We start from the raw sequence: 25,751 nt of genomic DNA, 5'->3' as shown, positions 1-25,751 counted from the left end.
GATTCAGACGGCCTTTTTGCGTTATAATCCGCACATCAAAAATAACCTTAATTTCACAAAGTTCCATCATGTTAGACAAATACAATCCAGCCGAAATCGAATCCAAACATTATCAAAACTGGGAAGAGCAGGGCTATTTCCAACCTGATATGGATTTGACGAAACCGTCTTTCTCCATTCAACTGCCGCCGCCCAATGTAACCGGCACGCTGCACATGGGCCATGCCTTCAACCAAACCATCATGGACGGCCTGACCCGCTACTACCGCATGAAAGGCTGCAATACCGCCTGGATTCCCGGCACCGACCACGCGGGTATCGCCACGCAAATCGTGGTCGAGCGTCAGCTTGCCGCGCAAAACGTGTCCCGTCATGACTTGGGCCGCGAAAAATTCTTGGAAAAAGTGTGGGAATGGAAAGAAGTTTCCGGCGGTACGATTACCCAACAAATGCGCCGCGTGGGCTGCTCTGCCGACTGGACGCGCGAGTATTTCACGATGGACGATGTGCGCGCCGAAACCGTAACCGAAGTGTTTGTACGCCTGTATGAGCAAGGCTTGATTTACCGCGGCAAACGCTTGGTGAACTGGGATCCGGTATTGGGTACCGCAGTGTCGGATTTGGAAGTGGAAAGCGTGGAAGAACAAGGCTCTATGTGGTACATCCGCTATCCGCTGGCAGACAATCCCGCCGAAGCCGTTATCGTGGCGACCACCCGTCCCGAAACGCTGCTGGGCGACGTGGCCGTTGCCGTCAACCCTGAAGACGAACGTTATACCCATTTGATCGGCAAAGAATTAATCCTGCCGCTGACCGGCCGCACCATTCCCGTGATTGCCGACGAATACGTTGAAAAAGACTTCGGCACCGGCTGCGTGAAAATCACGCCTGCGCACGACTTCAACGACTACGAAGTCGGCAAACGTCACGACACACGCCTGATTAATGTGTTCGACTTGGAAGCCAAAGTGCTGGCCAACGCCGAAGTGTTCAACTTCAAAGGCGAAGCGCAACAAGGTTTTGCCCTACCTGAAAAATACGCAGGCTTAGACCGCTTTGCCGCGCGCAAACAAATGGTTGCTGATTTGCAGGAACAAGGCTTCTTGGTCGAAATCAAACCGCACACGCTAATGACGCCGAAAGGCGACCGCACAGGTTCGGTGATTGAGCCGATGCTGACCAGCCAATGGTTTGTCGCCATGTCCGCCACGCCAAACGGCGGCGAGCCTGACAGCGAATTCAAAGGCTTGAGCCTCGCCGACAAAGCCAAAAAAGCCGTCGACAGCGGCGCGGTACGCTTTATCCCTGAAAACTGGGTCAATACCTACAACCAATGGATGAACAACATCCAAGACTGGTGTATCTCACGCCAACTGTGGTGGGGCCATCAAATCCCTGCGTGGTATGACAACGAAGGCAATGTGTACGTCGCCCGCAATCAGGAAGAAGCCGAAAAACAAGCCGGCAAAACCGGTTTGACCCGCGAAGAAGACGTATTGGATACATGGTTCTCCTCCGCGCTCGTGCCGTTTTCCACACTCGGCTGGCCGTCTGAAACCGACGAACTTAAAGCCTTCCTGCCGTCCAATGTCTTGGTTACAGGCTACGAAATCATCTTCTTCTGGGTGGCACGCATGATTATGATGACCACCCACTTTACCGGCAAAGTACCATTTAAAGATGTGTACATCCACGGCATCGTACGCGACCACGAAGGCAAAAAAATGTCCAAATCCGAAGGCAACGTCATCGACCCTGTGGATTTGATCGACGGCATCGACTTGGAAAAACTGCTGGTGAAACGTACCACCGGCCTGCGTAAACCCGAAACCGCGCCGAAAGTGGAAGAAGCAACCAAAAAACTCTTTCCCGAAGGCATTCCGAGCATGGGCGCGGACGCATTGCGCTTCACCATGGCGAGCTACGCCAGCCTCGGCCGTAGCGTCAACTTTGACTTCAAACGCGCCGAAGGCTATCGCAACTTCTGCAATAAATTGTGGAACGCCACCAATTTCGTGTTGATGAACACCGAAGATAAAGACTGCGGTCAAGACGAAATGCAGCCGTTGGCGTTTACCTTCGCCGACCAATGGATTATCGGCAAACTGCAACAGGCCGAAGCCGCCGTTGCCGAAGCCTTTGAAACCTACCGCTTCGACCTTGCCGCGCAAACGCTGTACGAATTTGTGTGGAACGAATATTGCGACTGGTACATCGAGCTGGCAAAAGTGCAAATCCAAACCGGCTGCCCGACAACCCAGCGCACCACACGCCGCACCCTTGTGCGCGTACTCGAAACCATCCTGCGCCTGCTGCACCCAATCATGCCGTTCATTACCGAAGAGCTGTGGCAGGTTGTTGCGCCTCTGGCGAATGCCAAAACCGCCGACAGCATCATGTTGGCCGCCTATCCGCAAGCCGATAAAGAACAAATCGTTCAGACGGCCTTCGACAAAATGGCCGCATTGAAAGACTTGGTGGAAGAAGTGCGCAAACTGCGCGGCGAAATGGGTATCGCGCCAAACGTCAAAGCACCGCTCTTTGTCGAAGGCAGCGCAGAACTCGAAGGCCTGCTCAAATACCTGCCGTCGCTGACCCGACTGACCGAAGCCAAGCTGGTGGACAACCTGCCCGAAGCGGAAGACGCACCTGTCGCTGTCTGCAACGGCGCGCGCCTGATGCTGAAAGTCGAAATCGACAAAGCCGCCGAAACCGCCCGTTTGAGCAAAGAAGCCGAGAAGCTGCAAAAAGCCTTGGACAAACTCAATGCTAAACTCTCCAAACCCGGCTACACCGAAAAAGCCCCGGCGCATTTGGTGGAAAAAGACAAAGCCGATTTGGCGGAATTGGAAGACAAAATGGCGAAAGTTCAAACCCAGTTGGCGAAGTTGAAAGACTGATTTTGATTGAATAGATAAGGCCGTCTGAAAAATGTTTTTTTCAGACGGCCTTTTTCTTTTTCTCAATCCATCAGATTCAATCAAACCAAACGATCTGACTTTCATCCACGCTGATGCGGATTTCCTGTCCGGTTTGCGGTTTGTTCGTATCGTGGTCGGCGTGGGGGTACCAAATCAAATCGCCGTATTGCGGATGAGCGAGGGTGAGGCGTATGCCTTCGGCGAGTGGGACGGCTTCGCTGATGCGGACGGCCGTGCCGTTCGGGTCGAACCGGATGGCGTGTTGGGGGATGTAGCGTGTGTCGCCGGTGTTGGCCAAACCGAGTAGCAGGGCGGCTTGGGCGTTGACGGGGCGGCGGATAAGGGTTTCCGGCGTGCCGTGTTGGAGGATGCGGCCTTCGTGCATGATGGCGATGGTGTCTGCCATGGTGCAGGCTTCCTCGGCGGAGTGGGTCACGAGGATGGCGGGGATGTTTTGACTGCGGATGCGTTCGGCGGTCAGGGTGCGCAGGTGGTGACGCAGGTGGGTGTCGAGGCTGGAGAAGGCCTCGTCCAAGAGCAATAGCGACGGGCGCGTGATGAGGGCGCGTGCGAGGGCGAGGCGTTGCTGTTCGCCGCCGGAGAGGCTTTCGGGTTTGCGTTGCGCTTCGTGTTCCAAACCGATGTCGCGCAAGGCCTGCATGGATTGTTCTTCGATTTCGGCTTGGGGCAGACGGCGCATTTTAAGGCCGAAGCCGACGTTGTCGAGGGCGGTTAAATGCGGCAAAAGGGCGTAGTCTTGAAACATCAGCGAGATATTACGTTTTTCAGACGGCATGTCGGTGATGTTGTCGCCGTTGAGCCAGATTTCGCCGCTGTCGGGACGCACCAGGCCGACGATGGTTTTGAGCAGGGTGGATTTGCCGCAGCCGGATCGGCCGAGTACGGCGAGGATTTTGCCTGCTTCGACGTTTAGGTTGATGTCTTGGGCAACGGTTTTGCTGCCGAAGCGTTTGTTGATGTTTTTGAGTTGCAACATGGTTTCAGACGGCCTTTAAAAATGGGGTCAGCAACGGATGCTGTCGAGCCATGCGGACAGCGGATGTTTGGGGTCGATCAGGCCGTATCGACGGCAGGCTTCGATCGTGACCAGCTGGGCATCGTGCATCATGTGTCCGCCCAACATGGCATCAAGCAGGGTGGGGATGTCCATCAGTTCAAAACCGGCGACTTCGCCGTCTTGGTTGGCGGGTTGGAAGCCTTCGGGCAGGACGATGTCGAAGATATACAGGATTTCGTTGTGGACACCGCGATTAACAGGGCGCAAACTATATATTTGGGCAGTCGGTCGGATATGGGGTGTCAGAGAAGCGGGAATGCCAGCTTCTTCTTCGCCTTCACGGCAGACGGCTTTAGACGGCCTCTCGCCGCTGCTGATACCGCCGCCGGTCAGGTTGTCGAGTTTGTTTGGATCGACGGCTTTGTGCGGACTGCGGCGGCCTATCCAAAAGCGCAGACTGTTTTCTGTTTCGACCAATCCGTTCAAATGCACTGCCTGACTCATTAGGCCGAACGGACGGAAGGCGGCGCGTTCGAGTGCGCATAAAGGCTTGCCTGCCTGGTCGCAGATGTCGAACTTTTCATCGCGCCAACCTTTGAGCCAACCGCATTCGCGCCATTGTTGCGCCAGCGTTTGCAAACTATCGCCCATCTGAGCCCAGCTGTCTGTTTCCAAATTCAGGCCGTCTGAAAGGGTTGACTGCCTGCCTGTCCAATCTTGCCCGAGGCGTTCGCGCCATAACGGGTTCAGACGGCCTAAAGGCAGGCCGTTGAGATACAGAATGCACCAATCGTCGGATGCGCCATAGCTTGTTTGCGCCCAATCCCACAATGCGTCGTGGACATCGGACGCGAATACCTGTTCAAAACGGAAAGACTGAGACATGGCGCATCCTCCAAAAGAACTAAAGATACGTCGATTTTAGCCGTTTACGGCGAATTTGCAAAACAACCGCACTACTCGAAAACCGCTATAATAGAGTAAACCATCCGAAACGAGCACATCATGAGCGAATTGAGCGAAATCCTCGCCTATAACCAACATTTCGTCGAAACGGGCGAATACGAAAAATATTTCACCAACAAATACCCCGGCCGCGAGCTGGCCATCCTCTCCTGCATGGACGCACGCATTATCGAGCTGCTACCCAATGCGTTGGGTTTGAAAAACGGCGATGCCAAGCTCATCAAAAACGCCGGTGCGCTGGTAACCCACCCTTGGGGTTCGGTGATGCGCAGTTTGTTGGTGGCCGTATTTGAACTCAAAGTCAAAGAAATCATGGTCATTGCCCACCACGACTGCGGTATGCGAGGATTGCACGCCGAAGAGTTCCTCCAACGCGTACACGACAGCAATATCCCCGACGACCGCATCGAAACCCTGCGCAATGCCGGTATCGATTTGGACGGCTGGCTGACCGGTTTTGACAACGTCGAAGACAGCGTGCGCCATACCGTCGAGCTGATTCGCAAACATCCGCTGATGCCCGACAACATCGCCATCCACGGCCTGGTCATCCACCCGACCACAGGTAAGCTCAACCTGATTGTTGACGGCAGCCTGCCTGCTTCAGACGGCCAAAACATCTAACGCAGACACCACGAAATGAAAAAAATCGGATTATTCGGCGGCACGTTTGACCCCATCCACAACGGCCACCTCCACATCGCCCGCGCCTTTGCCGACGAAATCGGTTTGGACCTTGTCGTCTTCCTGCCGGCAGGCGACCCGTACCACAAAGACAGCACGCGCACGCCGGCACAAGAGCGCCTCAATATGGTCGAACTCGCCATCGCCGACGAGCCGAAATTCGCCGCCAGCGACTGCGACATTGTCCGCGACGGCGCAACTTATACGTTTGACACCGTCCAAATCTTCCGCCAGCAGTTTCCCGGCGCGCAACTATGGTGGCTGATGGGCAGCGACAGCCTGATGCAGCTGCACACATGGAAAAAATGGCAAACCCTCGTGCGCCAGACCCATATCGCCATCGCCATGCGCCAAGGCGACAACCTCAACAAAACCCCGCGCGAATTGCACGTATGGCTCGGCGAAGCCCTGCAAAACGGCAGCGTCCGCATCCTCAACGCGCCGCTGCACAATACCAGTTCCACCCAAATCCGTGCCAATCTCGCCAAAACGCACCATTCAGACGGCCTGCCGCAACCCGTCGCCCAATACATCCGCCAACACAAACTCTATGAAAAATAGCGTTTATTCAGGCAGATAAGCTATAATGCCGTCTGAAAACATTTCAACTAGGAAAATAATGAACGAACAAGAATTGCAAGACCTGCAAAAAATGGTCGAAGTGGCCGTAAACGCCCTTGAAGACATTAAAGCCAAAGACATCTCTGTTTTGGAAACCCAAGACAAAACCTCCCTGTTCGCCCGCATGATTATTGCCAGTGGCGACAGCACACGCCAAGTCAAAGCATTGGCCAACAACGTTGCCGTCGATTTAAAAGAAGCCGGTTTCGAAATCCTCAGTACCGAAGGCGACAGCGGCGAATGGACGCTCGTCGACGCAGGCGACCTCGTTGTCCACGTCATGCTCCCTGCCGTGCGCGACTTCTACGACATTGACACCTTGTGGGGCGGAGAAAAACCGAGTTTCCACGCCGGTATGCAAAAACCTTGGCACGCCGCCGACTAAAACGGTTTATCCATACAAAGGCCGTCTGAAACTTGAAAGCAAGCAAGTTTCAGACGGCCTTTTGCTATAATTCCATTCTTTTCACATTATTTAATTTATTGCACCATCATGCCGCAACCCGATTTCGCCCAAACCCTCTCCAAAGACCGCCATTTTCTGCGATCTGCCTTTAAAAACCCCAATAAATACGGCGGCTTGGCCAAGGTCGAGGAAAAATACAAAAAATCGCACGACCTCTATCTGCAACGCCTGTCCAAACTGCCCAAGCCCGAATTCGACAACACGCTGCCCGTTCACGAAAAACTCGACGAAATCAAAAAAGCCATTGCCGAGAATCAGGTAACGATTATTTGCGGCGAAACCGGTTCGGGTAAAACCACGCAGTTGCCCAAGATTTGTTTGGAACTCGGGCGCGGGGCGGCGGGGCTGATCGGGCATACCCAGCCGCGCCGTTTGGCAGCGCGCTCGGTGGCAGAGCGGATTGCCGAAGAATTGAAATCGGAAATCGGCAACGCGGTCGGCTATAAAGTGCGCTTCACCGACCACACCTCGCGCGATGCCTGCGTCAAGCTGATGACCGACGGCATTCTGCTGGCGGAAACGCAAACCGACCGTTATCTCGCCGCCTACGACACGATTATCATCGACGAAGCGCACGAACGCAGCCTGAACATTGACTTTCTGCTGGGCTACCTGAAACAGCTCCTGCCGCGCCGCCCTGATTTGAAAGTCATCATCACCTCGGCAACGATAGACGCGGAACGCTTCTCCCAACACTTCAACGACGCGCCCGTGCTGGAAGTGAGCGGGCGCACCTATCCCGTCGAAATCCTCTACCGCCCGCTGACCAGCAAAGACGAAGACGACGCAGAAGTCGAGCTGACCGATGCGATTGTCGATGCAGCGGACGAATTGGCGCGATATGGCGAAGGCGATATTTTGGTATTCCTGCCGGGCGAGCGCGAAATCCGCGAAGCCGCCGAAGCACTGCGCAAATCCACACTGCGCCGCAACGACGAAATCCTGCCCCTGTTCGCGCGCCTGTCGCATGCCGAGCAGCACAAAATCTTCCACCCCTCCGGCGCAAAACGCCGCATCGTGCTGGCAACCAACGTTGCCGAAACCTCGCTCACCGTGCCGGGCATCAAATACGTCATCGACACCGGCCTCGCGCGCGTCAAACGCTATTCCGCACGGGCGAAGGTGGAACAGCTCCATGTAGAAAAAATCTCCCAAGCCGCCGCCCGCCAACGCTCCGGCCGCTGCGGCCGCGTCTCCGCAGGCGTGTGTATCCGACTGTTTTCAGAAGAAGATTTCAACAGCCGCCCCGAATTTACCGACCCAGAAATCGTCCGCAGCAACCTCGCCGCCGTCATCCTGCGCATGGCAGCGTTGAAACTCGGCGATGTGGCAGCATTCCCATTCCTCGAAGCACCGGACCAGCGGTATATCAATGATGGTTTTCAGGTGTTGTTGGAATTGGGAGCGGTGGAGGTCGTCTGAAAATATTTTCTGTGAATGGTTAACTGCCAGCAATAATTAAATTTTGTTATAATTAACAACGACTTTTGGATTTAGTAGAGATAATTTAGTGTCAAATTTAGCATATAAAAATCAAGAAAATTATTCCCTTCCTTTTTCTTTTCAGTACGAAGATTGGAGGAATAAACCTTTTTCAAATCCTAATTCGCATATTCGTTTAGCAACTGTTTTTAGTGGTATTGGTGCGATTGAACAGGCGATGAAACGTTTGAAATTAAACCATGAAATCATATTTGCGGGAGACATTGACCCCCATGTGAAAAAAAGTTATCTAGCAAATTATCAATTATCAGAAGAGCTCTGGCATTCTGATATTACAACATTTGATGCGACACCTTATCTAGGACAAATAGATTTATTAGTTGGTGGAAGTCCTTGCCAAGCATTTTCTATGGTAGGAAAAAGGCATGGCTTGGAAGATACTCGTGGTACTTTATTCTATGAGTTTGCTCGTGTAGTTAATGAAACGAAACCAAAAATTTTTATTTATGAAAATGTAAAGGGATTATTAAATCATGATAATGGTAAAACATGGCAGGTGGTAAAAGATGTGTTGCACGCATTAGGTTATGATTTATATTTTCAAGTAATGAACAGCAAAAATTACGGCATACCACAACATCGGGAGCGTATTTTTGTGGTTGGTTTTAAAACTCCTCCTCAAGGGGGATTTATATTTCCAGCAGAGATTCCTCTTGAGCATTCTATGCAAGATTTCCTAGAAGATTACACAGATAGCAAATATTTTCTAAAAGAAAAAGGAATTAAATTCGTAACCAGCTCTAAAAATCGCCAAAAACGGTACACTCAAATAAACGGTGATGTAATGCTATGCCAAAAGGCCAATCAACAATTTAACTGGCACGGGGATTTCATATTTGAATATGCAGTTAATTCTAGTCAATTTGATGAGTTTATTTTTAATGTAAATGATGTAGAAGAAAAATATTATTTATCAAATAAAATCCGCAATTATGTTTTAGCTGGTGGTACAAAGAATTTTAAAACTAGTACAGAAACCGACTTAACTGTTGCAAGACCATTATTACAAACAATGCATAAAATGCATCGAGCTGGGGTTGATAATTATGTTACTCATAATCAAGGCCGTATTAGGAAATTAACACCAAGAGAATGCCTCCGACTTATGGGCTTTAGAGATGATTTCCAAATTGTTGTAAGTGATACACAAGCATACCGTCAAGCAGGAAATAGTATTGTTGTTGATGTTTTAATTGCTATTTTGAAACAAATTGATATTACAAAATATGGAGCATAATAATGCTAATTGATGGAATTGATTATTTTCCTGTAGATACTAAAGAAAAGATTACCATTGCGGATTCATTTGTAGTTAGAGCCAATAAAATAGGTTCTGGAAATGGAGAGGCAAAATTATATATCGGCAATGAAAATAAGGAAAATCGATCATTTTTTGGTCCAAATGGATTTATTGATCGTTGTTTTTTACTGAAGCAGGATTTAATTAAATACTTAGATGAGACGAAAGAGGAATATTTATCTCCAGAACAGCTTTATCAAAATGCCAGCGAACTCCCTACATTGTGGTTAGAGCGCCGACAAAAGATTACCAAGCTGCCTGAAATAATTTGGTTTGATATAGAAGAACAAACACAAATTGCAGGCCCAAGATTGTATGTTAAATTTAATAATAAACAATCAAAATTTGGATATGAACTTATCCGAGAACTTTCGTTGCCTAATGTGACATATATTTCTATCGTAAAACTAGTTAACCCAAAAACTCTAAAAGAACCTATTTTTTATATTCGTCTCTTTGCAGATTATTTTGGTGATGTTATCCATCCTGCTATTCTTGAACAAGAAGAAAAAAATATCCTAGGAGAACCTGATAGTCGTGAAAAAACAGAAAAATTAAGAGCACGACAAGGTCAGGGAGAATATAGGAAAAAACTGTTAGAACAATGTCCATTTTGTCCAATTACATTGATTTCTGATGATCGCCTTTTAATCGCAAGTCATATTAAACCATGGGCAAAATCAAATGACTTTGAGAAAACAGATCCATATAACGGATTTATGTTTACCCCAACCATAGATTATCTATTTGATCGCGGTTTCATTACTTTCACAGATAATCAAGAAATGCTACTCTCTCCTTTTCTATCCAAAATGACTTATTCAAAATTAGGATTAAGCGACAGAAAAAAATATCCAAGGTTAAAGATTGAAGGGAGAACAGGATATTTAGAATATCATAGACAAGAAATTTGGAAGGGCTGACCAAATTAATAATAAACATGTCGTCTGAAATAGAATTTATTTGGTATTTTATAATATGTTTCTATGCTAGTTCCTCAATAGTGTTGTTGGAATTGGGAGTGGTGGAGGCCGTCTGAAAGTAAAAGAAAATGGTAGATCATGTTTTATTTTCAGACGGCCTAAATCATTGAGAAACTAAAAACTATTGAAAAGGGAATATTGGGTTTTAAAACTCAATCGGTAAATTTTTTTTGTGAAATATTAATGATGAAAAAATCTTTCCTCGCGCTTGTTCTGTATTCGTCTTTACTTACTGCCAGCGAAATTGCCTATCGTTTTGTCTTCGGGATTGAAACTCTACCGGCGGCAAAAATTGCGGAAACGTTTGCGCTGACATTTGTGATTGCTGCGCTGTATCTGTTTGCGCGTTATAAGGCTTCACGGTTGCTGATTGCGTTGTTTTTTGCGCTCAGCATCATTGCCAACAATGTGCATTATGCGGTTTATCAAAGCTGGATGACGGGCATCAATTATTGGCTGATGCTGAAAGAGGTTACTGAAGTCGGCAGCGCGGGCGCGTCGATGTTGGATAAGTTGTGGCTGCCTGCGTTGTGGGGCGTGGCGGAAGTCGTGCTGTTTTGCAGCCTTGCCAAGTTCCGCCGTAAGACGCACTTTGCCGCCGATATTTTGTTTATTGCAGCGATGTTGCTGATTTTTGGACGTTCATTCAGTACGACGCAGGAACACGGTATTTCGCCCAAGCCGACATATAGCCGTATCAAAGCCAATTATTTCAGCTTCGGCTATTTTGTCGGGCGCGTGTTGCCGTATCAGTTGTTTGATTTAAGCAAAATCCCTGTGTTCAAGCAGCCTGCGCCAAGCAAAATCGGGCAGGGCAGTGTTCAAAATATCGTCCTGATTATGGGCGAAAGCGAAAGCGCGGCGCATTTGAAACTGTTTGGCTATGGGCGTGAGACTTCGCCGTTTTTGACCCAGCTTTCGCAAGCCGACTTTAAGCCGATTGTGAAACAAAGCTATTCCGCCGCTTTGATGACGGCTGTGTCCCTGCCCAGCTTTTTCAATGCCATACCGCATGCCAACGGCTATGAGCAAATCAGCAGCGGCGATACCAATATGTTCCGCCTCGCCAAAGAGCAGGGCTATGAAACGTATTTTTACAGCGCGCAGGCTGAAAACGAGATGGCGATTTTGAACTTAATCGGTAAGAAATGGATAGACCATCTGATTCAGCCGACGCAACTTGGCTACGGCAACAGCGACAATATGCCTGATGAGAAACTGCTGCCGCTGTTCGACAAAATCAATTTGCGGCAGGGCAAGCATTTTATAGTGTTGCACCAACGCGGTTCGCACGTCCCATACGGCGCATTGTTGCAGCCTCAAGATAAAGTATTCGGCGAAGCCAATATTGTGGATAAGTACGACAACACCATCCACAAAACCGACCAAATGATTCAAACCGTATTCGAGCAGCTGCAAAAGCAGCCTGACGGCAACTGGCTGTTTGCCTATACCTCCGATCATGGCCAGTATGTGCGCCAAGATACCTACAATCAAGGCACGGTGCAGCCCGACAGCTATCTCGTGCCGCTGGTGTTGTACAGCCCGGATAAGGCTGTGCAACAGGCTGCCAACCAAACTTTTGCGCCTTGCGAGATTGCCTTTCATCAGCAGCTTTCAACGTTCCTGATTCACACGCTGGGCTACGATATGCCGGTTTCAGGTTGTAGTGAAGGCTCGGTAACGGGCAACCTGATTACGGGCGATGCAGGCAGCTTGAACATTCGCGATGGCAAGGCGGAATATGTTTATCCGCAATAAGCGGCGTGAAAACCAATAAAGACAAATTTAGATGATGTCGGGGAAGATGCCCGACCGACAAGACTATGCAAAATATGAAAAACCAAGTACGCGGATCAGGTATGGATGCCCGATTCAACCCAGCCAATATTTCAGACGGCCTGCAAAACAGTTCAGGCCATATCGGTGCCAACACGCGCTACCGTCTGACCAAGCTCGGCGAACAAATGGCGCGCCTGCCCATCGACCCGAAAATTGCGCGCATTTTGTTGGCGGCGAAGAAACACGACTGCATGGCGGAAATATTGGTGATCGCGTCCGCGCTGTCGATTCAAGACCCGCGCGAGCGGCCGCTGGAAGCGCGCGATGCCGCGGCCAAGGCGCATGAACGCTTTACCGACAAGCAATCCGACTTTCTTGCCTATCTGAATATTTGGGACAGCTTCCAGCGCGAGCGCGACAAAGGTTTGTCCAATAAGCAGCTGGTGCAATGGTGCCGTCAATATTTCCTGTCGCACCTGCGGATGCGCGAATGGCGCGAGCTGCACCACCAGCTTGCCCAAACCGCGATTGAAATGGGTTTGACCACTAAAGAAGCCGCGTTTAGACAACCTCCTACCCAAGAACAATTAAGGCCGTCTGAAAGCCAAGGCGACCAAGATTTGGCGGCCAAACTCAAACAAAAACAACTGGATAAGAAACAACACCGTGCCCAAATCCGCGCCGCCAAAGAAGCCGGCTACGAACAAATCCACCGCGCCCTGCTGACCGGCCTTATCGCCAACGTCGGCATGAAATCGCCCGACGGCAACGACTACACCGGCGCGCGCGGCAGCCGCTTCCACCTTTTCCCGGCATCAGCCCTGTTCAAAGCCAAACCCAAATGGGTGATGGCGGCAGAATTGGTTGAAACCACGCGCCTTTACGCGCGCGACGTCGCCGTTATCCAGCCCGAATGGATAGAGCAGGAAGCGCCGCACCTCGTTCGCTATCATTATTTCGAGCCGCACTGGGAGCAAAAACGCGGCGAAGTAGTCGTCAGCGAACGCGTGACGCTTTACGGCCTGACCGTATTGCCGCGCCGCCCCGTGTCTTACGGTAAAGTTGCCCCCGAAGAAGCGCGCGAAATCTTTATCCGCGGCGCATTGGTGGCGCAGGAAAGCAATCTTCAGGAGGCCTTTTTTGCCCACAATAAAAAGCTGATTAAAGAAATTACCGAACTCGAACACAAATCGCGCAAGCAAGACGTATTGGTCGATGACGAAGCCCTGTTTGCGTTTTATAACGAACGCCTGCCCGAGCTGGTGTGGAAAGACGCGAAAGGCGGAGTTTGGGGAAGCGAAGAGGGCGGACAAACCCAGCAGGACAAGACGGCCGGACAAAACGGACAAGCAAACCAGCGCAACGCAGGGCGTGTGGCGCAAGCCACGCACTCAGATTCCAAAGATACGGACAAGCGCGTGCATGAACCGAGTTCACATACCCGACAAAATGTCTCAGACGGCCCCAATCCCAAAAAGCAGCCAGCATCTCAAAAAGGCCGTCTGAAACCTTTGCCCCTTGCCGATATCCGCACCTTTGAAGCCTGGCTCAAAACAGCCGAACGCGACAATCCGCGCCTGCTGTTCCTCAGCCGCGACGATTTGATGCAACACGCCGCCGCGCACATTACCGAAGAGCAATTCCCCAAATTCTGGCAAACCGCAGACGGCAAGTTCAAACTTTCCTACCGCTTCGAGCCGCACCATCCGCTCGACGGCGTGACCATGACCGTGCCGCTGACCGTCCTCAACCGCCTGCACGCGCCGTCGCTAGAATGGCTGGTACCCGGTATGTTGCGCGAAAAAATCCAGCTGCTGATTAAAGCCCTGCCGAAGCAAATCCGCCGCATTTGCGTGCCCGTACCCGATTTCATTACCAAATTCCTCGAAAGCAATCCCGACCGCCAAGCGGCCATCATTCCCCAGTTGGCGCACTTTATCGCCAAAAGCGCCGGCGATATGCGGATTCTCGAGCAAATCGACCAAGACGCATGGGCGGCGCAAGAATTGCCCGAACACTGCTATCTGAATCTGCGCATTATCGACGACGGAGGACAAGAGCTTGCCGGCGGCCGCAAACTGCATGAGTTGCAACAACAGCTCGGCCAAGCCGCCGCCGTTACCTTCCGCGACAACACCCAAGAATTCGAGCGCGACAACGTTACCGCATGGGACATCGGCACCCTGCCCGAATCCATCAAATTCGCACGCGGCAAACAACAGCTCACCGGCTACCTCGGCCTGCAAAAAGAAAAAGACGGCCGCATCGCCCTGCGCCTGTTTGACACCACCGAAGCCGCCGAGCAGGCACACAGACTAGGCGTAATCGAATTGATGAAGCTGCTATTAAAAGAACAAGTTAAAGACCTGAACAAAGGCATCCAAGGCTTCACCCAAGCCGCCATGCTGCTCAAACACATCAACGCCGACACCCTGCGCGACGACCTTACACAGGCCGTCTGCGACCGCGCCTTTATCGGCGAAGACGAGCTGCCGCGCAACGAAAAAGCCTTTAAAGAACAAATCAAACGCGCCCGCAGCCGCCTGCCTGCCGTCAAAGAAGCCCTCAGCCGCTACCTGCAGGAAACCGCCGCCGCTTATGCCGAACTCAACAGCAAACTCGGCAAACACCCATTGACCCACCTTCTAAGACTACGCCTGCAAACCCTGCTTGCCCCCGGCTTCGCCACCCGCACCCCGTGGGCACAATGGCCACGCCTACCCATCTACCTCAAAGCCATGACCCTGCGCCTCGAAAAATACAGCAGCAACCCATCACGCGACGCAGCCCGCGAAGCCGACATACAGGAATTGGAACAAATGTGGCAGGAAAAAACCGACAGCTTAGTGAAACAAGGACTACCCATTTCAGACGACCTCGCCGCGTTTAAATGGATGATTGAAGAATTGAGGGTGTCGCTGTTTGCGCAGGAATTGAAGACACCGTATCCGGTGTCGGTGAAGAGGTTAATGAAGGAGTAGGGAAAAAATTGGAAAATAAAAAACAGCCTGAAACTTTTCAGGCTTTTTTTTATTTAACTAATCGAAGTTTTCTATATCTATTTAAGTCCCTCTCAACTAATCCAAAAGTTAAATCAGCAACATCTTTGGGGGATACGTTTAAATTTTCAGCAATCTGTTCAATACCGATACCATCATTTTTTAAAATAGTAAGCATTTTACGTAATGCACTTGATATTTCCCTTTCCATTGGCTCTGGTTCGATAGTTCGATATTTTTTCTTTGCAAACAAAGGACAAAGGTTGTGTATATACATCCTATCGGTAATCATTCCTAATTTATGCATCCGATATGCTAAGGCAACAAGAGAAACACCAAATCGTCTTTTGATTTTTAATAAATTTTCAATAGTGATAGGAACATGACGATATAAGCGTAGTGCAGCCTCTGGCATTAAAAAAGCTGAAGCAAAGGCATTAGCTTCTTTTTCGATAATATCACGAGGTTCATCTGCAGTAATTTCACTATTTTTACTATGTTCCATACTGTATTTATCACGGATTAAGTGTCCCAACTCATGGGCAGCATCAAATCGACTACGTTCTGCAGATTTTTGTGTATTTAAAAATACAAATGGGTGATTCTCATACCAAGTACAAAAGGCATCAATATCCTTTGTATCTAGAGATAGCGAAAATACACGGACACCCTTAGCTTCGAGTAAAGTAAGCATATTTGTTATAGGTTCATTGCCCAGCCCCCATTCTAATCTTAGTTCCTGAGCAGCCTCTTCAGGAGGAATATCAGAAAAATCAGGCAATACGGCTTGACTTAGTGTAAATTCTGTCTCGAGCCAGTCATTCAACAAAAAAGCCGTAATGCTATGATTTAATGCTTGTTTTTCAAGCCTCTTTGAAGTGCGTGAACGGGCACGAAAACTTACTGCCTGAGATTTCAACTCAGGCAGTTTTTCGTCATTAGTAAAAAAATGAACTGGAAACTCTAATAAATTAGCTAATTCATTCAAATCAGGTATTTGCTCATCTTTTACATAGTTTCTTACTTGTCGAGCGGTAATACCTAATAATTCAGCTAATTTAGTTTGCGTAAAACCACGTTTATCGAGTGCAAATTCCAGTCTTTCACGATTAAATGTCTGCATGATATATCATTCAAATTACCCTGCTTTTTGTTTTCTTTCAACCAAAGGTTCATATTCTTCAACAGGCTGCTTACGTTCAATCTCATCAATTTTAGTCAAATCAACATCAGCTAATATAATTCGCTGTTTGTATCCAGTTATTTGATGACTAACAAAACCACTAGGTAAAGATAATTCAAGTTGCACTTTATTATATTCCCAGTGAAACAACAGAACCCAAAACTGAACAGTATCAGGTAAATCTAATTTTGAGTTACGAATAGCCTCCTCAAATTTCCTACCTTTGCTTGAGGTTGTCATTGGCATCCCATTATGCCTACCAACATCTGAAGTAGCAGTAGCTACAATAATACTTTTAGTTCGACATGGCGAGAGACATAGAAATGCACCTCCAGACCAAGGTTCAAGCGTCCAGCCATATTCACTTAAATATACCCTTAACGCAAGTGTAATTTCTCCCTGTCGGTAATTTCCCAATGTGTTTCTATCAGATAATGCTGCTTTGTCCTGAATATTATTATGCGCAGTAAGTACAATCTCTTTAAGTACTTCCTGAGATAAATACTTGCTGATTTTACTCAAAGCAATATCACTATCTTGTTGCTCAACTATTTCTCCTATTTCAAATGGGAAAGGTTCTGACAATGCGAATTCCACCATTATTAATTTCCTAATTTTATACGTAATATTTACGCAATATATCAGGAAATGTGAAAACGTACAACCATATCTATAAAGAAATTAATCAGTAGCTTGTCCAACTACATCCGTACCTTTCTATACCCCTACCTATGAATCATAAAGAATTTGAAATTTATGCGTAGGGTGTGTGCGGTACGCACGCACGCGGTCTTTTGAAAAAATATTCTTTCCAATCAAACCAAAGGCCGTCTGAAAGTACTTTCTACCTTTCAGACGGCCTTTTTATATTCATATTTCTGTTTATTTTTCCACCCGTGCAATCAGTTCATCGGCCAAGTCGAGATAAGCTTGGGTGCCTTTGGCGTGGGCGTCGTAGGCGAGGGCGGGGAGGCCGTGGCTGGGGGCTTCAGCGAGGCGGATGTTGCGGGGGATGACGGTGTCGAAGAGTAGGTTACCGAAGTGTTGTTTGAGCTGTTCGCTGACTTCGACGACGAGGCGGCTGCGGCTGTCGTACATGGTGCGGACGATGCCGGTTACGTCGAGGTCGGGGTTGATGGCTTGGCGGATTTTGCGGACGGTGGCCACGAGGTCGGAGATGCCTTCGAGGGCGTAGTATTCGCAAAGCATAGGGACGATGACGCCGTTGGCGGCGACCAGGCCGTTGAGGGTGAGCAGGGTCAGGGACGGGGGGCAGTCGATGAGGACGTAGTCGTAGTCGTCGGCAACGAGCTGTAGGGCGTTTTTGAGGCGGATTTCGCGTGCGATTTCTTGGACGAGTTCGACTTCTGCGCCGGCCAGTGTGCGGTTGGCGCCCAATACGTCGTAGCCGCCTTCTTTGCTGCGGACGACGGCGTTGGGGATGTCGGTTTCGCCGAGGACGACTTGATATACGCCGTTTTCGATGGTGGCTTTGTTAATGCCGCTGCCTGTGGTGGCGTTGCCTTGGGGGTCGAGATCGACGACGAGGACGCGGCGGCCTTTGGAGGCCAGGGAGGCGGCTAGGTTGACGGTGGTGGTGGTTTTGCCGACTCCGCCTTTTTGGTTGGCGACGGCGAGGATTTGTGCGCTCATGTGCTTTGCTGTCGTGTTAAGTGTGGATGGCTGGATTGTACCGTTATTCGGTATGCTTGGGTTGTTTTCAGACGGCCTTTTTGCGGATGATGACGATATGGCGTTCGGCATTGAGTTGGGGGACGTGCAATGCTTCGACTTTTTCAACGGCGACGCTTTCGGGGAGTTTGTCGATTTCTTCTTGCGGATATACGCCTTTCATGGCTGCCCAGTAGCCGCCGTCTTTGAGGAGGTGTTCGGTCCAGTTGACGAAGTCGGCGAGTTCGGCAAAGGCGCGGCTGGTGATGACGTCGGCGCGGCAGTCGGCGGCGGCTTCTACGCGGCCGCTGATGACGCGGACGTTTTTAAGGCCGAGTTCGATGACGGCTTGTTGCAGAAAGGCGGTTTTTTTGGTGTTGGCATCGAGGAGGGTGATGTCGAGGTCGGGACGGCAGATGGCGGTGGGTATGCCGGGCTGTCCGCCGCCGGAGCCGACGTCGAGCATGGTTTGGGCGTGTTCGATATAGGGCAAGAGGGTCAGGCTGTCGAGCAGATGGTGGCTGACGGTTTGGGCGGGATCGCGCAGGGCGGTCAGGTTGTAGGTTTTGTTCCACTTTTGCAGCAGGGCGGCATAGTCTAGAAGCTTGGTCTGTTTGGCTTCGTCGATGTCCAAACCCAGTGCCTGTATGCCGTCGCGGAGCTGTTGCGCCTGATTCATTTGTTATTCCTTATTGGTTAAAACGCGTTGGATGTAATGGTAACGGAAAGCATGCCGGCTGAAAATGTTTGTGCTTGTTGAATCAACGTTTCATCTTGTGAAAGACGATGGGCTGTTCCGGTGCGCGCGTGAGCTGTTTGGGCAGGGTCAGCATGGCGATGATCCATACGGAGAGGGTGTAGTAGAACACGCCTTGTCCGCGCATACCGGCCAATGCGGCATTGCCTAAGATGGCTTCAAAAATCAAACCTGCCGCCGCCGAGGCACACGCTGCTATACCGGCAAGGAAGATGGCATAACGCGAATGTCGGCGCATCATTTTTTATACGCCAGCTTGGTCAGTCCGCCGGCAATCGGCAGGTTGAGGAAGGCAAACATGCCGCAGACAAACCATGCGACTGAATCCTGCCAACCGCTTTGCCATGCCCACGCGCCGTCTTTGACCGTTATCAGCAGTCCTTGGCCGTCTGAAAAGGCGATTTGCACGATATTGTGCAATATCATCGCCAGCGGCAGGGTGAGGAACATCAGTGCGACCAATAGGGGGCGGTAGGGCTTTTCTTGTGTCAGGTACATGGCGGCTTGCCTTGTTGTGGGATAAGCCGAAATGATAGCAGATTGGCGGTTGATTCACGTTTGTTAGCGCTGAAATTGCTGACAAAAACGGTCAATTAAAAAGAAATGAAAAATTCTTTTTTCTTGGCAAACGTTGGCGGATAAAGGGTAAGAAAACGTTTTCAGACGGCCTAATCTCTTATTTTTATATGAACCGAACAGAAAATCTTTGCATTTCTCCGTAAAATCTACTAAATTCTCAATAACATATTATAAAGACCTGAAATCTGGAACCCAAACCGAAACTGCCTCCCGCCATTTACGCTCGGAAACTCAGCAGGCAAAAAAGTTTCACACACTACAAAAACAAAACAATTCCTCTGAAATCAGTTGTTTATAATGATAGATAACCACAAGGCAAACCATGCCTGACTTTAGTAGGAGTAAAACCATGGCTGAAGCAACCGATGTCGTATTAGTAGGCGGCGGCATTATGAGCGCCACTTTGGGCGTATTGCTCAAAGAACTCGAACCATCTTGGGAAATCACCCTGATCGAACGCTTAGAAGATGTGGCGTTGGAATCATCAAATGCATGGAACAATGCCGGTACGGGGCACTCTGCGCTGTGTGAATTGAACTATGCGCCCCTGACTGCCGATGGCACGATCGATCCGACCCGTGCCCTCAATATTGCCGAACAATTCCATATCAGCCGCCAATTTTGGGCGACTTTGGTCGAAGAAGGCAAACTGACCGACCGCACGTTCATTAATTCCGTCCCCCATATGTCGCTGGTGATGAACGCCGACCATTGCAGTTATCTGCAAAAACGTTTCGACGTGTTCAAAAACCAAAAACTCTTTGAAAAAATGGAGTTTTCTACCGACCGCGCCAAAATTGCCGAATGGGCACCGCTGGTTGTCAACGGCCGTGATGAAAACCAATCCATCGCCGCCAACTACTCCGCCGAAGGCACAGACGTCGATTTCGGCAGCCTGACCCGCCAGATGGTTAAATACTTGAGCGACAAAGGCGTAAAAATCAAATTTAACCGTCATGTCGACGACCTCAACCGCGAATCGGACGGCGCATGGGTGCTGAAAACCAGCAGCACCAAAGACGATGACGACCCGTTGACACTCCGCACCCGTTTCGTCTTCCTCGGCGCAGGCGGCGGCGCACTGACCCTGCTGCAAAAATCCGGTATCCCCGAAGGCAAAGGCTACGGCGGCTTTCCGGTTTCCGGCCTCTTCTTCCGCAACAGCAATCCCGAAACGGCCGCGCAACACAACGCCAAAGTGTACGGCCAAGCCTCCGTCGGCGCGCCCCCTATGTCCGTTCCGCATTTGGATACCCGCAACGTGGACGGCCAACGCCATTTGATGTTCGGCCCGTATGCAGGCTTCCGTCCCAACTTCCTCAAACAAGGCTCGCTCATGGATTTGCCGATGTCCATCCACATGGACAACCTCTATCCTATGCTCCGCGCCGGTTGGGCTAATATGCCGCTGACCAAATACCTCTTGGGCGAATTGCGTAAAACCAAAGAAGAACGCTTCACTTCGCTCTTAGAGTATTATCCGGAAGCCAATCCTGACGATTGGGAACTGATTACCGCCGGTCAACGCGTACAAATCATCAAAAAAGACCCGAAAAAAGGCGGCGTACTCCAATTTGGTACCGAAATCGTCGCTCATGCCGACGGCTCGCTGGCCGCATTGCTGGGCGCGTCCCCAGGCGCATCAACCGCCGTACCTTTGATGATTAAGCTGATCAACCAATGCTTCCCAGATCATGCCGAATCATGGTCAGGCCGTCTGAAAGAATTGGTGCCCGGCTACGGTATCAAGCTGAACGACAATCCGTCTTTGGCGGACGAAATCATCAGCCACAACGCGTCCGTTTTGGGCATTCATCACTAAATTGAAGCAGACACAAAGGCGGGCATTCTTGCCCGCCTTTTTTCAAACCATTAAAATAGCGGCATTCAGGCCGTCTGAAATCTAATCTGCAGCAGCATGTTGCACGATTCAAACCCGAAAATCAGCCCCAATAGAAAAACGCCATGACCGATATTCTCAACAAAATCCTTGCCACCAAAGCAGAAGAAGTGGCCGCCCAAAAAGCTGCCGTTTCCTTGGAAGACATCAAAGCCCAAGCGCAGGCTGCCGCGCCGGTTCGCAGCTTTATCGGCTCGATCCGTGAAAAACACACGCAGAATCTACCTGCCATTATTGCCGAAGTCAAAAAAGCCAGCCCGAGCAAAGGCCTGATCCGTCCTGATTTTCATCCTGCTGAAATCGCCGCTGCCTATGAAAAAGCCGGTGCAGCCTGCTTGTCCGTGTTGACGGACGAACCTTACTTCCAAGGCTCGCCCGAGTATTTGAAACAGGCGCGTGCGGCCGTGGCGCTGCCGGTCTTGCGTAAAGATTTCATCATCGACGAATACCAAATCTATCAGGCGCGCGGGTGGGGTGCGGATGCGGTTCTTCTAATTGCCGCCGCATTGGAAGCCGAGCAGCTTGAGCGTTTTGAAGCCGTTGCCCACGAATTGGGCATGACTGTATTGTTGGAGTTGCACGATGCGTCCGAGTTGGAAAAATGCCGCAACATGACCACGCCGTTGTGGGGCGTCAACAACCGCAACCTGCGTACGTTTGAAGTGACCCTGCAACAAACCCTCGACCTCTTGCCTGAATTGAACGGCAAAACCGTTGTAACCGAAAGTGGCATCCGCAACAAAGAAGACGTCGATTTCATGCGCAGCCACGGCGTGCATACTTTCCTGATCGGCGAAACCTTTATGCGAGCCGACGATATCGAAGCCGAAGTCAAAAAACTGTTCTAAACCCTAAAAAACATCAGGCCGTCTGAATTTTCAGACGGCCTGAATCCATTGGAGACGAGAAAAAATGTTTACCGTACAGCGCATTTACGCGTATCAGCCCAATCCCGAACAGACCGCCGTCTTTATCGACCGCCTCTATCCGCGCGGCGTCCGCAAAGAGATTTTTGCCACTGCGCTTTGGCTGAAAGACATTACACCCAGTGCAAACCTGCGTCGCTGGTATCACGAAAATCCGACTGAGAATTTTGACAGTTTTGTCAGCCGTTATCATGAAGAGCTGCAAGGCGATGCCGAGCAGGCCGCCATCAAGCGGCTGCTGGATTTGGAGCGGCAACACGGCAATATCCTGTTGCTGACCGCCGTCAAAGATCCCCGACATTCCCACGTCTCTGCGCTGGCTCAATTTTTGGGTGCAAGGTTTGAATATCGCGATTAAAAAATCAGTGTTTGGGCTGAATACAAAAAGGCCGTCTGAAATCAAGGTTTCAGACGGCCTGCTATTTTCAAATCAAGAAGGATAAGGGTGTGCCACCAATTTTCCGTCTATGTATTCGCCGATATAGACTTGCGAGGCTTCAAGGTGGAGGCGGTCGAGTTCTTGTTGCAGCCACTCTTCGTCACGCTTAATAATTTCGAGGATGTCGGGGTCGACTTGGCCGTCTGTAATCAGCGGATAGCGCAGGCTCTCGTCGCCGTACTGAATGACGGTGAGCTGGCCGTTTTGTTCCATCACGGCGCGTTTGACGGCAGAGATTTCGTAGACGCCGGCGGCGCGGAGCTTGAACATGAGGTCATGCGCGCTGATGCCGTTTTTCATACATTCTTCTGCTTGGACTTTGCCGTTGACGATGATCCAAACGGATTTACCGTCAATCACGGATTTGACCCAGTGGTTGTGGTTTTTGATGAATTTCAGGCTCAAGACCAACAGCGTCCACAAAATCAGCACGAGGAAAAATTGTAGCAGGCCGACGCTGTCGCTGTAAATCACGCCGCCGATGATGCCGCCGAGTACAAAGTTTTGCACTTGGTCCATGGCGGAGGTCGGCGCGAGGTTGCCTTTGCCTAAGAGGTGGATTTGCAAAATCAAACCTAAAATGCCCATCAGCAGTTTGAGGGCGAGCAGGGAGTATGCTTCCATGTGTGTATCCTGTTATTCTTTATCAATGAGTTCGATATTGTTGTTGACCAAATTGATGGGCGTCAGTGTGTAGGCAGAGAAGTCTTGATTAAAATGGACTTCGTAATATTGGCTTTTGATGCCGACAATCATGCCGTTGGACGGGCGCGTGCTGTTGACGATGATGTCTTGTTTTTCAACCTTTTGGTTTTCAATCAAGGCATCGAGAAAGCCAACCATGCGCGAAGTATCGGCGGCAAAGTTTTGACGCTCGCTGTACGAAAGATATTGCGTGCCGCAGATGAGGATGAGCAACAACAGCGCAATAATGCTCAGGTCGCGGTATTTGGTGTCCATGCGGTGGCGCAGGTATTGCGATACGGCGAGCAGGAGGATGACGAGGGCGGCGAAAATCAGGACGTATTTCAAGTAGTCGTTGAAATACATATGGTTTTCAAGATAAAAGTGAGAAAAGAATTTCATGGTATTTGATAAATTTGGGAAGGGTAATAAGGCCGTCTGAAACTTACATTTCAGACGGCCTTGTCTATTAAACAAGGATGTTGCGTTAAGGTTTCGGATAAAGCATACATGGCGCTTCCCGAAGTAGTATCAGTTGATAAATCCGTCGTCCTTCATTTTCTTTTCGGAAAAATACTGGCTGATGACCAGTAAGCTGGCCAGAATGATAATGAAAAGACCTGCCATGGTCAGGGTGATTTTGAGAAACATATCGGCATCGATGAAGGAAAACCAAAGTTGCAAAATCAAGAGCAACACCCAGCTGACGAACAATCCGAGACAGGCATAGACGCCGAGTTTAAACACGTTCTTTTTCCAAAATGACGACGTAGGCTTCACGCACGAAAAACAGCAGCATGCGGCGTTGGTCTTTTTCCATGGTAACGACCTTCCAGCCTTGCGAAGCGTGGCTGTTGAGGAAATCGCTGAATTTGACCGGATTGATTTTGGCGCTGCCAAAAACCAAACTGGAAAGCAGGTTCTCTTGATAAATGACGGCTTTATATTCTTTCATTTTATTCCTTTAAAAATAAGGGGGCTTTAAAGCCCCCTCATTCTACTCCTTATTATTCAACTGCGGTAATACAGAGCCTTCGCCCAATGCCAACAAACCGCTTTGCGAGTAAATACCCAGTTTGGCGCGGGTGTCGGTGATGTCGAGGTTGCGCATGGTCAGTTGGCCGATGCGGTCGAGCGGTGTGAACGCTGCGTCTTCGACTTTTTCCATACTCAGGCGTTCCGGTTGGTAGGTCAGGTTAGGCGATTCTGTGTTCAGAATCGAGTAGTCGTTGCCGCGGCGCAGCTCGAGGGTGACTTCGCCGGTAATGGCTTTGGCAACCCAGCGTTGGGCGGTTTCGCGCAACATAAGGGCTTGGCTGTCAAACCAGCGGCCTTGGTAGAGCAGGCGGCCGAGGCGCAGGCCGTTGATGCGGTATTGTTCGATGGTGTCTTCGTTGTGGATGCCGGTCACCAAACGTTCGTAGGCGATGTGGAACAAAGCCATGCCCGGGGCTTCGTAGATGCCACGCGATTTGGCTTCGATGATGCGGTTTTCGATTTGGTCGCTCATGCCCAAGCCGTGGCGGCCGCCGATGCGGTTGGCTTCGAGGAAGAGTTCGACAGGGTCGGCGTATTCTTTGCCGTTTAATGCAACCGGCACGCCTTCTTCAAAGCGTACGCTGACTTCTTCGGGTTTGACTTCGACGTTTTCGTCCCAGAAGGCAACGCCCATGATGGGCTTAACGATTTTGATGCCGCTGTTGAGGAATTCCAAGTCTTTGGCTTCGTGGGTGGCACCCAGCATATTGGAGTCGGTAGAGTAGGCTTTTTCAACCGACATTTTGTAGTTGAAGCCGTTGGCAATCAGAAATTCGCTCATTTCGTGGCGGCCGCCGAGTTCGTCGATAAATTGTTGGTCGAGCCAAGGTTTGTAGATTTTCAACGCTGGATTGGTCAACAGGCCGTAGCGGTAGAAACGCTCGATGTCGTTGCCTTTGTAGGTGCTGCCGTCGCCCCAGATATTCACATCATCTTCTTTCATGGCGGAAACGAGCATGGTGCCTGTCACGGCGCGGCCCAGAGGCGTGGTGTTGAAGTAGGCGATGCCTCCGGTGGAAACGTGGAACGCGCCGCATTGGATGGCGGCGATGCCTTCGTGTGCCAGCTGTGCGCGGCAGTCGATCAGGCGGGCGTTTTCCGCACCGTATTCCATCGCTTTTTTAGGAATGGCGTTGTAATCGTCTTCGTCAGGCTGACCGAGGTTGGCGGTGTAGGCGTAAGGCAGTGCGCCTTTGAGTTTCATCCACAACAGCGCGGCAGAGGTATCAAGACCGCCGGAGAAGGCGATGCCGACTTTTTGACCGATGGGGAGATTTTGTAAAATGGTATGGTTTTGGCTCATTGGGATTCCTCCAGACTTGAAAAGTTGA

General features: G+C 50.1%; 23 protein-coding genes and 1 pseudogene. 12 read left to right on the top strand and 12 right to left on the bottom strand.

The window, feature by feature from the left end:
- The first annotated feature begins 68 nt into the window (after positions 1-68).
- Positions 69-2,900 carry a valine--tRNA ligase gene (locus TW89_RS10185; RefSeq protein WP_128581376.1) on the top strand — a complete coding sequence of 944 codons (2,832 nt, stop codon included), beginning with the start codon at positions 69-71 and terminating at the stop codon, positions 2,898-2,900.
- Between the two features lie 76 nt (positions 2,901-2,976).
- On the opposite strand, the gene TW89_RS10180 is transcribed toward TW89_RS10185, so the two are convergent.
- Positions 2,977-3,918: an ABC transporter ATP-binding protein gene (locus TW89_RS10180; RefSeq protein WP_128581375.1), complete on the bottom strand. Its 942-nt coding sequence runs from the start codon at positions 3,916-3,918 to the stop codon at positions 2,977-2,979.
- Positions 3,919-3,945: 27 nt separating this feature from the next.
- Positions 3,946-4,824, bottom strand: coding sequence for an NUDIX hydrolase (locus tag TW89_RS10175; RefSeq protein ID WP_128581374.1), 879 nt, complete (start codon positions 4,822-4,824; stop codon positions 3,946-3,948).
- 120 nt (positions 4,825-4,944) lie between these two features.
- Here TW89_RS10175 and TW89_RS10170 point away from each other — a divergent pair, with 120 nt between their 5' ends.
- The 8 genes from TW89_RS10170 (at position 4,945) to TW89_RS10135 (ending at position 15,225) form a co-directional block, all read left to right on the top strand.
- Complete coding sequence (locus tag TW89_RS10170; RefSeq protein WP_049322449.1) at positions 4,945-5,529, top strand: beta-class carbonic anhydrase; 585 nt, start codon at positions 4,945-4,947, stop codon at positions 5,527-5,529.
- Between the two features lie 15 nt (positions 5,530-5,544).
- Positions 5,545-6,150, top strand: coding sequence for a nicotinate-nucleotide adenylyltransferase (gene nadD / locus TW89_RS10165; protein WP_128581373.1), 606 nt, complete (start codon positions 5,545-5,547; stop codon positions 6,148-6,150).
- A 58-nt stretch (positions 6,151-6,208) separates the two neighbouring features.
- Positions 6,209-6,595 carry a ribosome silencing factor gene (gene rsfS / locus TW89_RS10160; RefSeq protein WP_002246503.1) on the top strand — a complete coding sequence of 129 codons (387 nt, stop codon included), beginning with the start codon at positions 6,209-6,211 and terminating at the stop codon, positions 6,593-6,595.
- 108 nt (positions 6,596-6,703) lie between these two features.
- Entirely contained in the window at positions 6,704-8,098 is a 1,395-nt protein-coding gene (hrpA, locus tag TW89_RS10155) for an ATP-dependent RNA helicase HrpA (RefSeq protein WP_128581372.1), read from the top strand.
- 190 nt (positions 8,099-8,288) lie between these two features.
- A complete protein-coding gene (locus tag TW89_RS10150) occupies positions 8,289-9,416 on the top strand; it encodes a DNA cytosine methyltransferase (RefSeq protein WP_432757681.1) in 1,128 nt (375 codons plus the stop codon).
- A gap of 2 nt (positions 9,417-9,418) precedes the next feature.
- Positions 9,419-10,402, top strand: a complete 984-nt coding sequence (locus tag TW89_RS10145; protein WP_128581370.1) for an HNH endonuclease — start codon at positions 9,419-9,421, stop codon at positions 10,400-10,402.
- A 243-nt stretch (positions 10,403-10,645) separates the two neighbouring features.
- The gene (gene lpt3, locus TW89_RS10140; RefSeq protein WP_128581369.1) at positions 10,646-12,223 is read left to right on the top strand and encodes a lipooligosaccharide phosphoethanolamine transferase; all 1,578 of its coding nucleotides are present in this window, start codon (positions 10,646-10,648) and stop codon (positions 12,221-12,223) included.
- A gap of 65 nt (positions 12,224-12,288) precedes the next feature.
- Entirely contained in the window at positions 12,289-15,225 is a 2,937-nt protein-coding gene (locus TW89_RS10135; RefSeq protein ID WP_128581368.1) for a DUF3418 domain-containing protein, read from the top strand.
- A 49-nt stretch (positions 15,226-15,274) separates the two neighbouring features.
- Here the strand turns inward: TW89_RS10135 and TW89_RS10130 are convergent, their stop codons facing one another.
- The 5 genes and pseudogenes from TW89_RS10130 to TW89_RS10110 form a co-directional block, all read right to left on the bottom strand.
- On the bottom strand, positions 15,275-16,366 hold the full coding sequence (locus TW89_RS10130) for an XRE family transcriptional regulator (protein WP_049359309.1): 1,092 nt from the start codon (positions 16,364-16,366) through the stop codon (positions 15,275-15,277).
- 15 nt (positions 16,367-16,381) lie between these two features.
- A complete protein-coding gene (locus TW89_RS10125; RefSeq protein ID WP_049359311.1) occupies positions 16,382-17,026 on the bottom strand; it encodes a hypothetical protein in 645 nt (214 codons plus the stop codon).
- A 282-nt stretch (positions 17,027-17,308) separates the two neighbouring features.
- The gene (locus TW89_RS10120) at positions 17,309-18,079 is read right to left on the bottom strand and encodes a ParA family protein (RefSeq protein WP_070624676.1); all 771 of its coding nucleotides are present in this window, start codon (positions 18,077-18,079) and stop codon (positions 17,309-17,311) included.
- Between the two features lie 67 nt (positions 18,080-18,146).
- The gene (rsmG, locus tag TW89_RS10115; protein WP_128581367.1) at positions 18,147-18,776 is read right to left on the bottom strand and encodes a 16S rRNA (guanine(527)-N(7))-methyltransferase RsmG; all 630 of its coding nucleotides are present in this window, start codon (positions 18,774-18,776) and stop codon (positions 18,147-18,149) included.
- Positions 18,777-18,858: 82 nt separating this feature from the next.
- Positions 18,859-19,352: pseudogene (locus TW89_RS10110) on the bottom strand (hypothetical protein).
- Positions 19,353-19,782: 430 nt separating this feature from the next.
- Between TW89_RS10110 and TW89_RS10105 the strand changes: the two are divergent.
- From TW89_RS10105 to TW89_RS10095, 3 genes are all read left to right on the top strand, one after another.
- Positions 19,783-21,255 carry a malate:quinone oxidoreductase gene (locus TW89_RS10105; RefSeq protein WP_049329291.1) on the top strand — a complete coding sequence of 491 codons (1,473 nt, stop codon included), beginning with the start codon at positions 19,783-19,785 and terminating at the stop codon, positions 21,253-21,255.
- 143 nt (positions 21,256-21,398) lie between these two features.
- The gene (trpC, locus tag TW89_RS10100; protein WP_128581366.1) at positions 21,399-22,181 is read left to right on the top strand and encodes an indole-3-glycerol phosphate synthase TrpC; all 783 of its coding nucleotides are present in this window, start codon (positions 21,399-21,401) and stop codon (positions 22,179-22,181) included.
- Between the two features lie 64 nt (positions 22,182-22,245).
- Complete coding sequence (locus TW89_RS10095; protein ID WP_128581365.1) at positions 22,246-22,617, top strand: DUF488 domain-containing protein; 372 nt, start codon at positions 22,246-22,248, stop codon at positions 22,615-22,617.
- Positions 22,618-22,689: 72 nt separating this feature from the next.
- Here TW89_RS10095 and TW89_RS10090 read toward each other — a convergent pair whose 3' ends face one another.
- The 5 genes from TW89_RS10090 to argG all read right to left on the bottom strand — a co-directional run bounded on the left by TW89_RS10090 (position 22,690) and on the right by argG (position 25,723).
- Complete coding sequence (locus TW89_RS10090) at positions 22,690-23,322, bottom strand: DUF421 domain-containing protein (protein ID WP_128581364.1); 633 nt, start codon at positions 23,320-23,322, stop codon at positions 22,690-22,692.
- A gap of 12 nt (positions 23,323-23,334) precedes the next feature.
- Entirely contained in the window at positions 23,335-23,784 is a 450-nt protein-coding gene (locus TW89_RS10085; protein WP_128581363.1) for a DUF3290 domain-containing protein, read from the bottom strand.
- Between the two features lie 129 nt (positions 23,785-23,913).
- Complete coding sequence (locus TW89_RS10080; RefSeq protein WP_070825809.1) at positions 23,914-24,129, bottom strand: hypothetical protein; 216 nt, start codon at positions 24,127-24,129, stop codon at positions 23,914-23,916.
- Positions 24,122-24,337: a DUF4177 domain-containing protein gene (locus TW89_RS10075; RefSeq protein ID WP_003749376.1), complete on the bottom strand. Its 216-nt coding sequence runs from the start codon at positions 24,335-24,337 to the stop codon at positions 24,122-24,124. The genes TW89_RS10080 and TW89_RS10075 overlap by 8 nt, the downstream gene beginning before the upstream one ends.
- A 42-nt stretch (positions 24,338-24,379) precedes the next feature.
- Positions 24,380-25,723 carry an argininosuccinate synthase gene (argG, locus tag TW89_RS10070; protein ID WP_049322465.1) on the bottom strand — a complete coding sequence of 448 codons (1,344 nt, stop codon included), beginning with the start codon at positions 25,721-25,723 and terminating at the stop codon, positions 24,380-24,382.
- Positions 25,724-25,751: the final 28 nt, after the last annotated feature.

This window comes from Neisseria flavescens (assembly GCF_001618065.1).
Lineage (GTDB): Bacteria > Pseudomonadota > Gammaproteobacteria > Burkholderiales > Neisseriaceae > Neisseria > Neisseria flavescens_A.
Note: the sequence above shows the minus strand (reverse complement) of the source record. Positions and strands in the feature narration are given on the sequence as shown.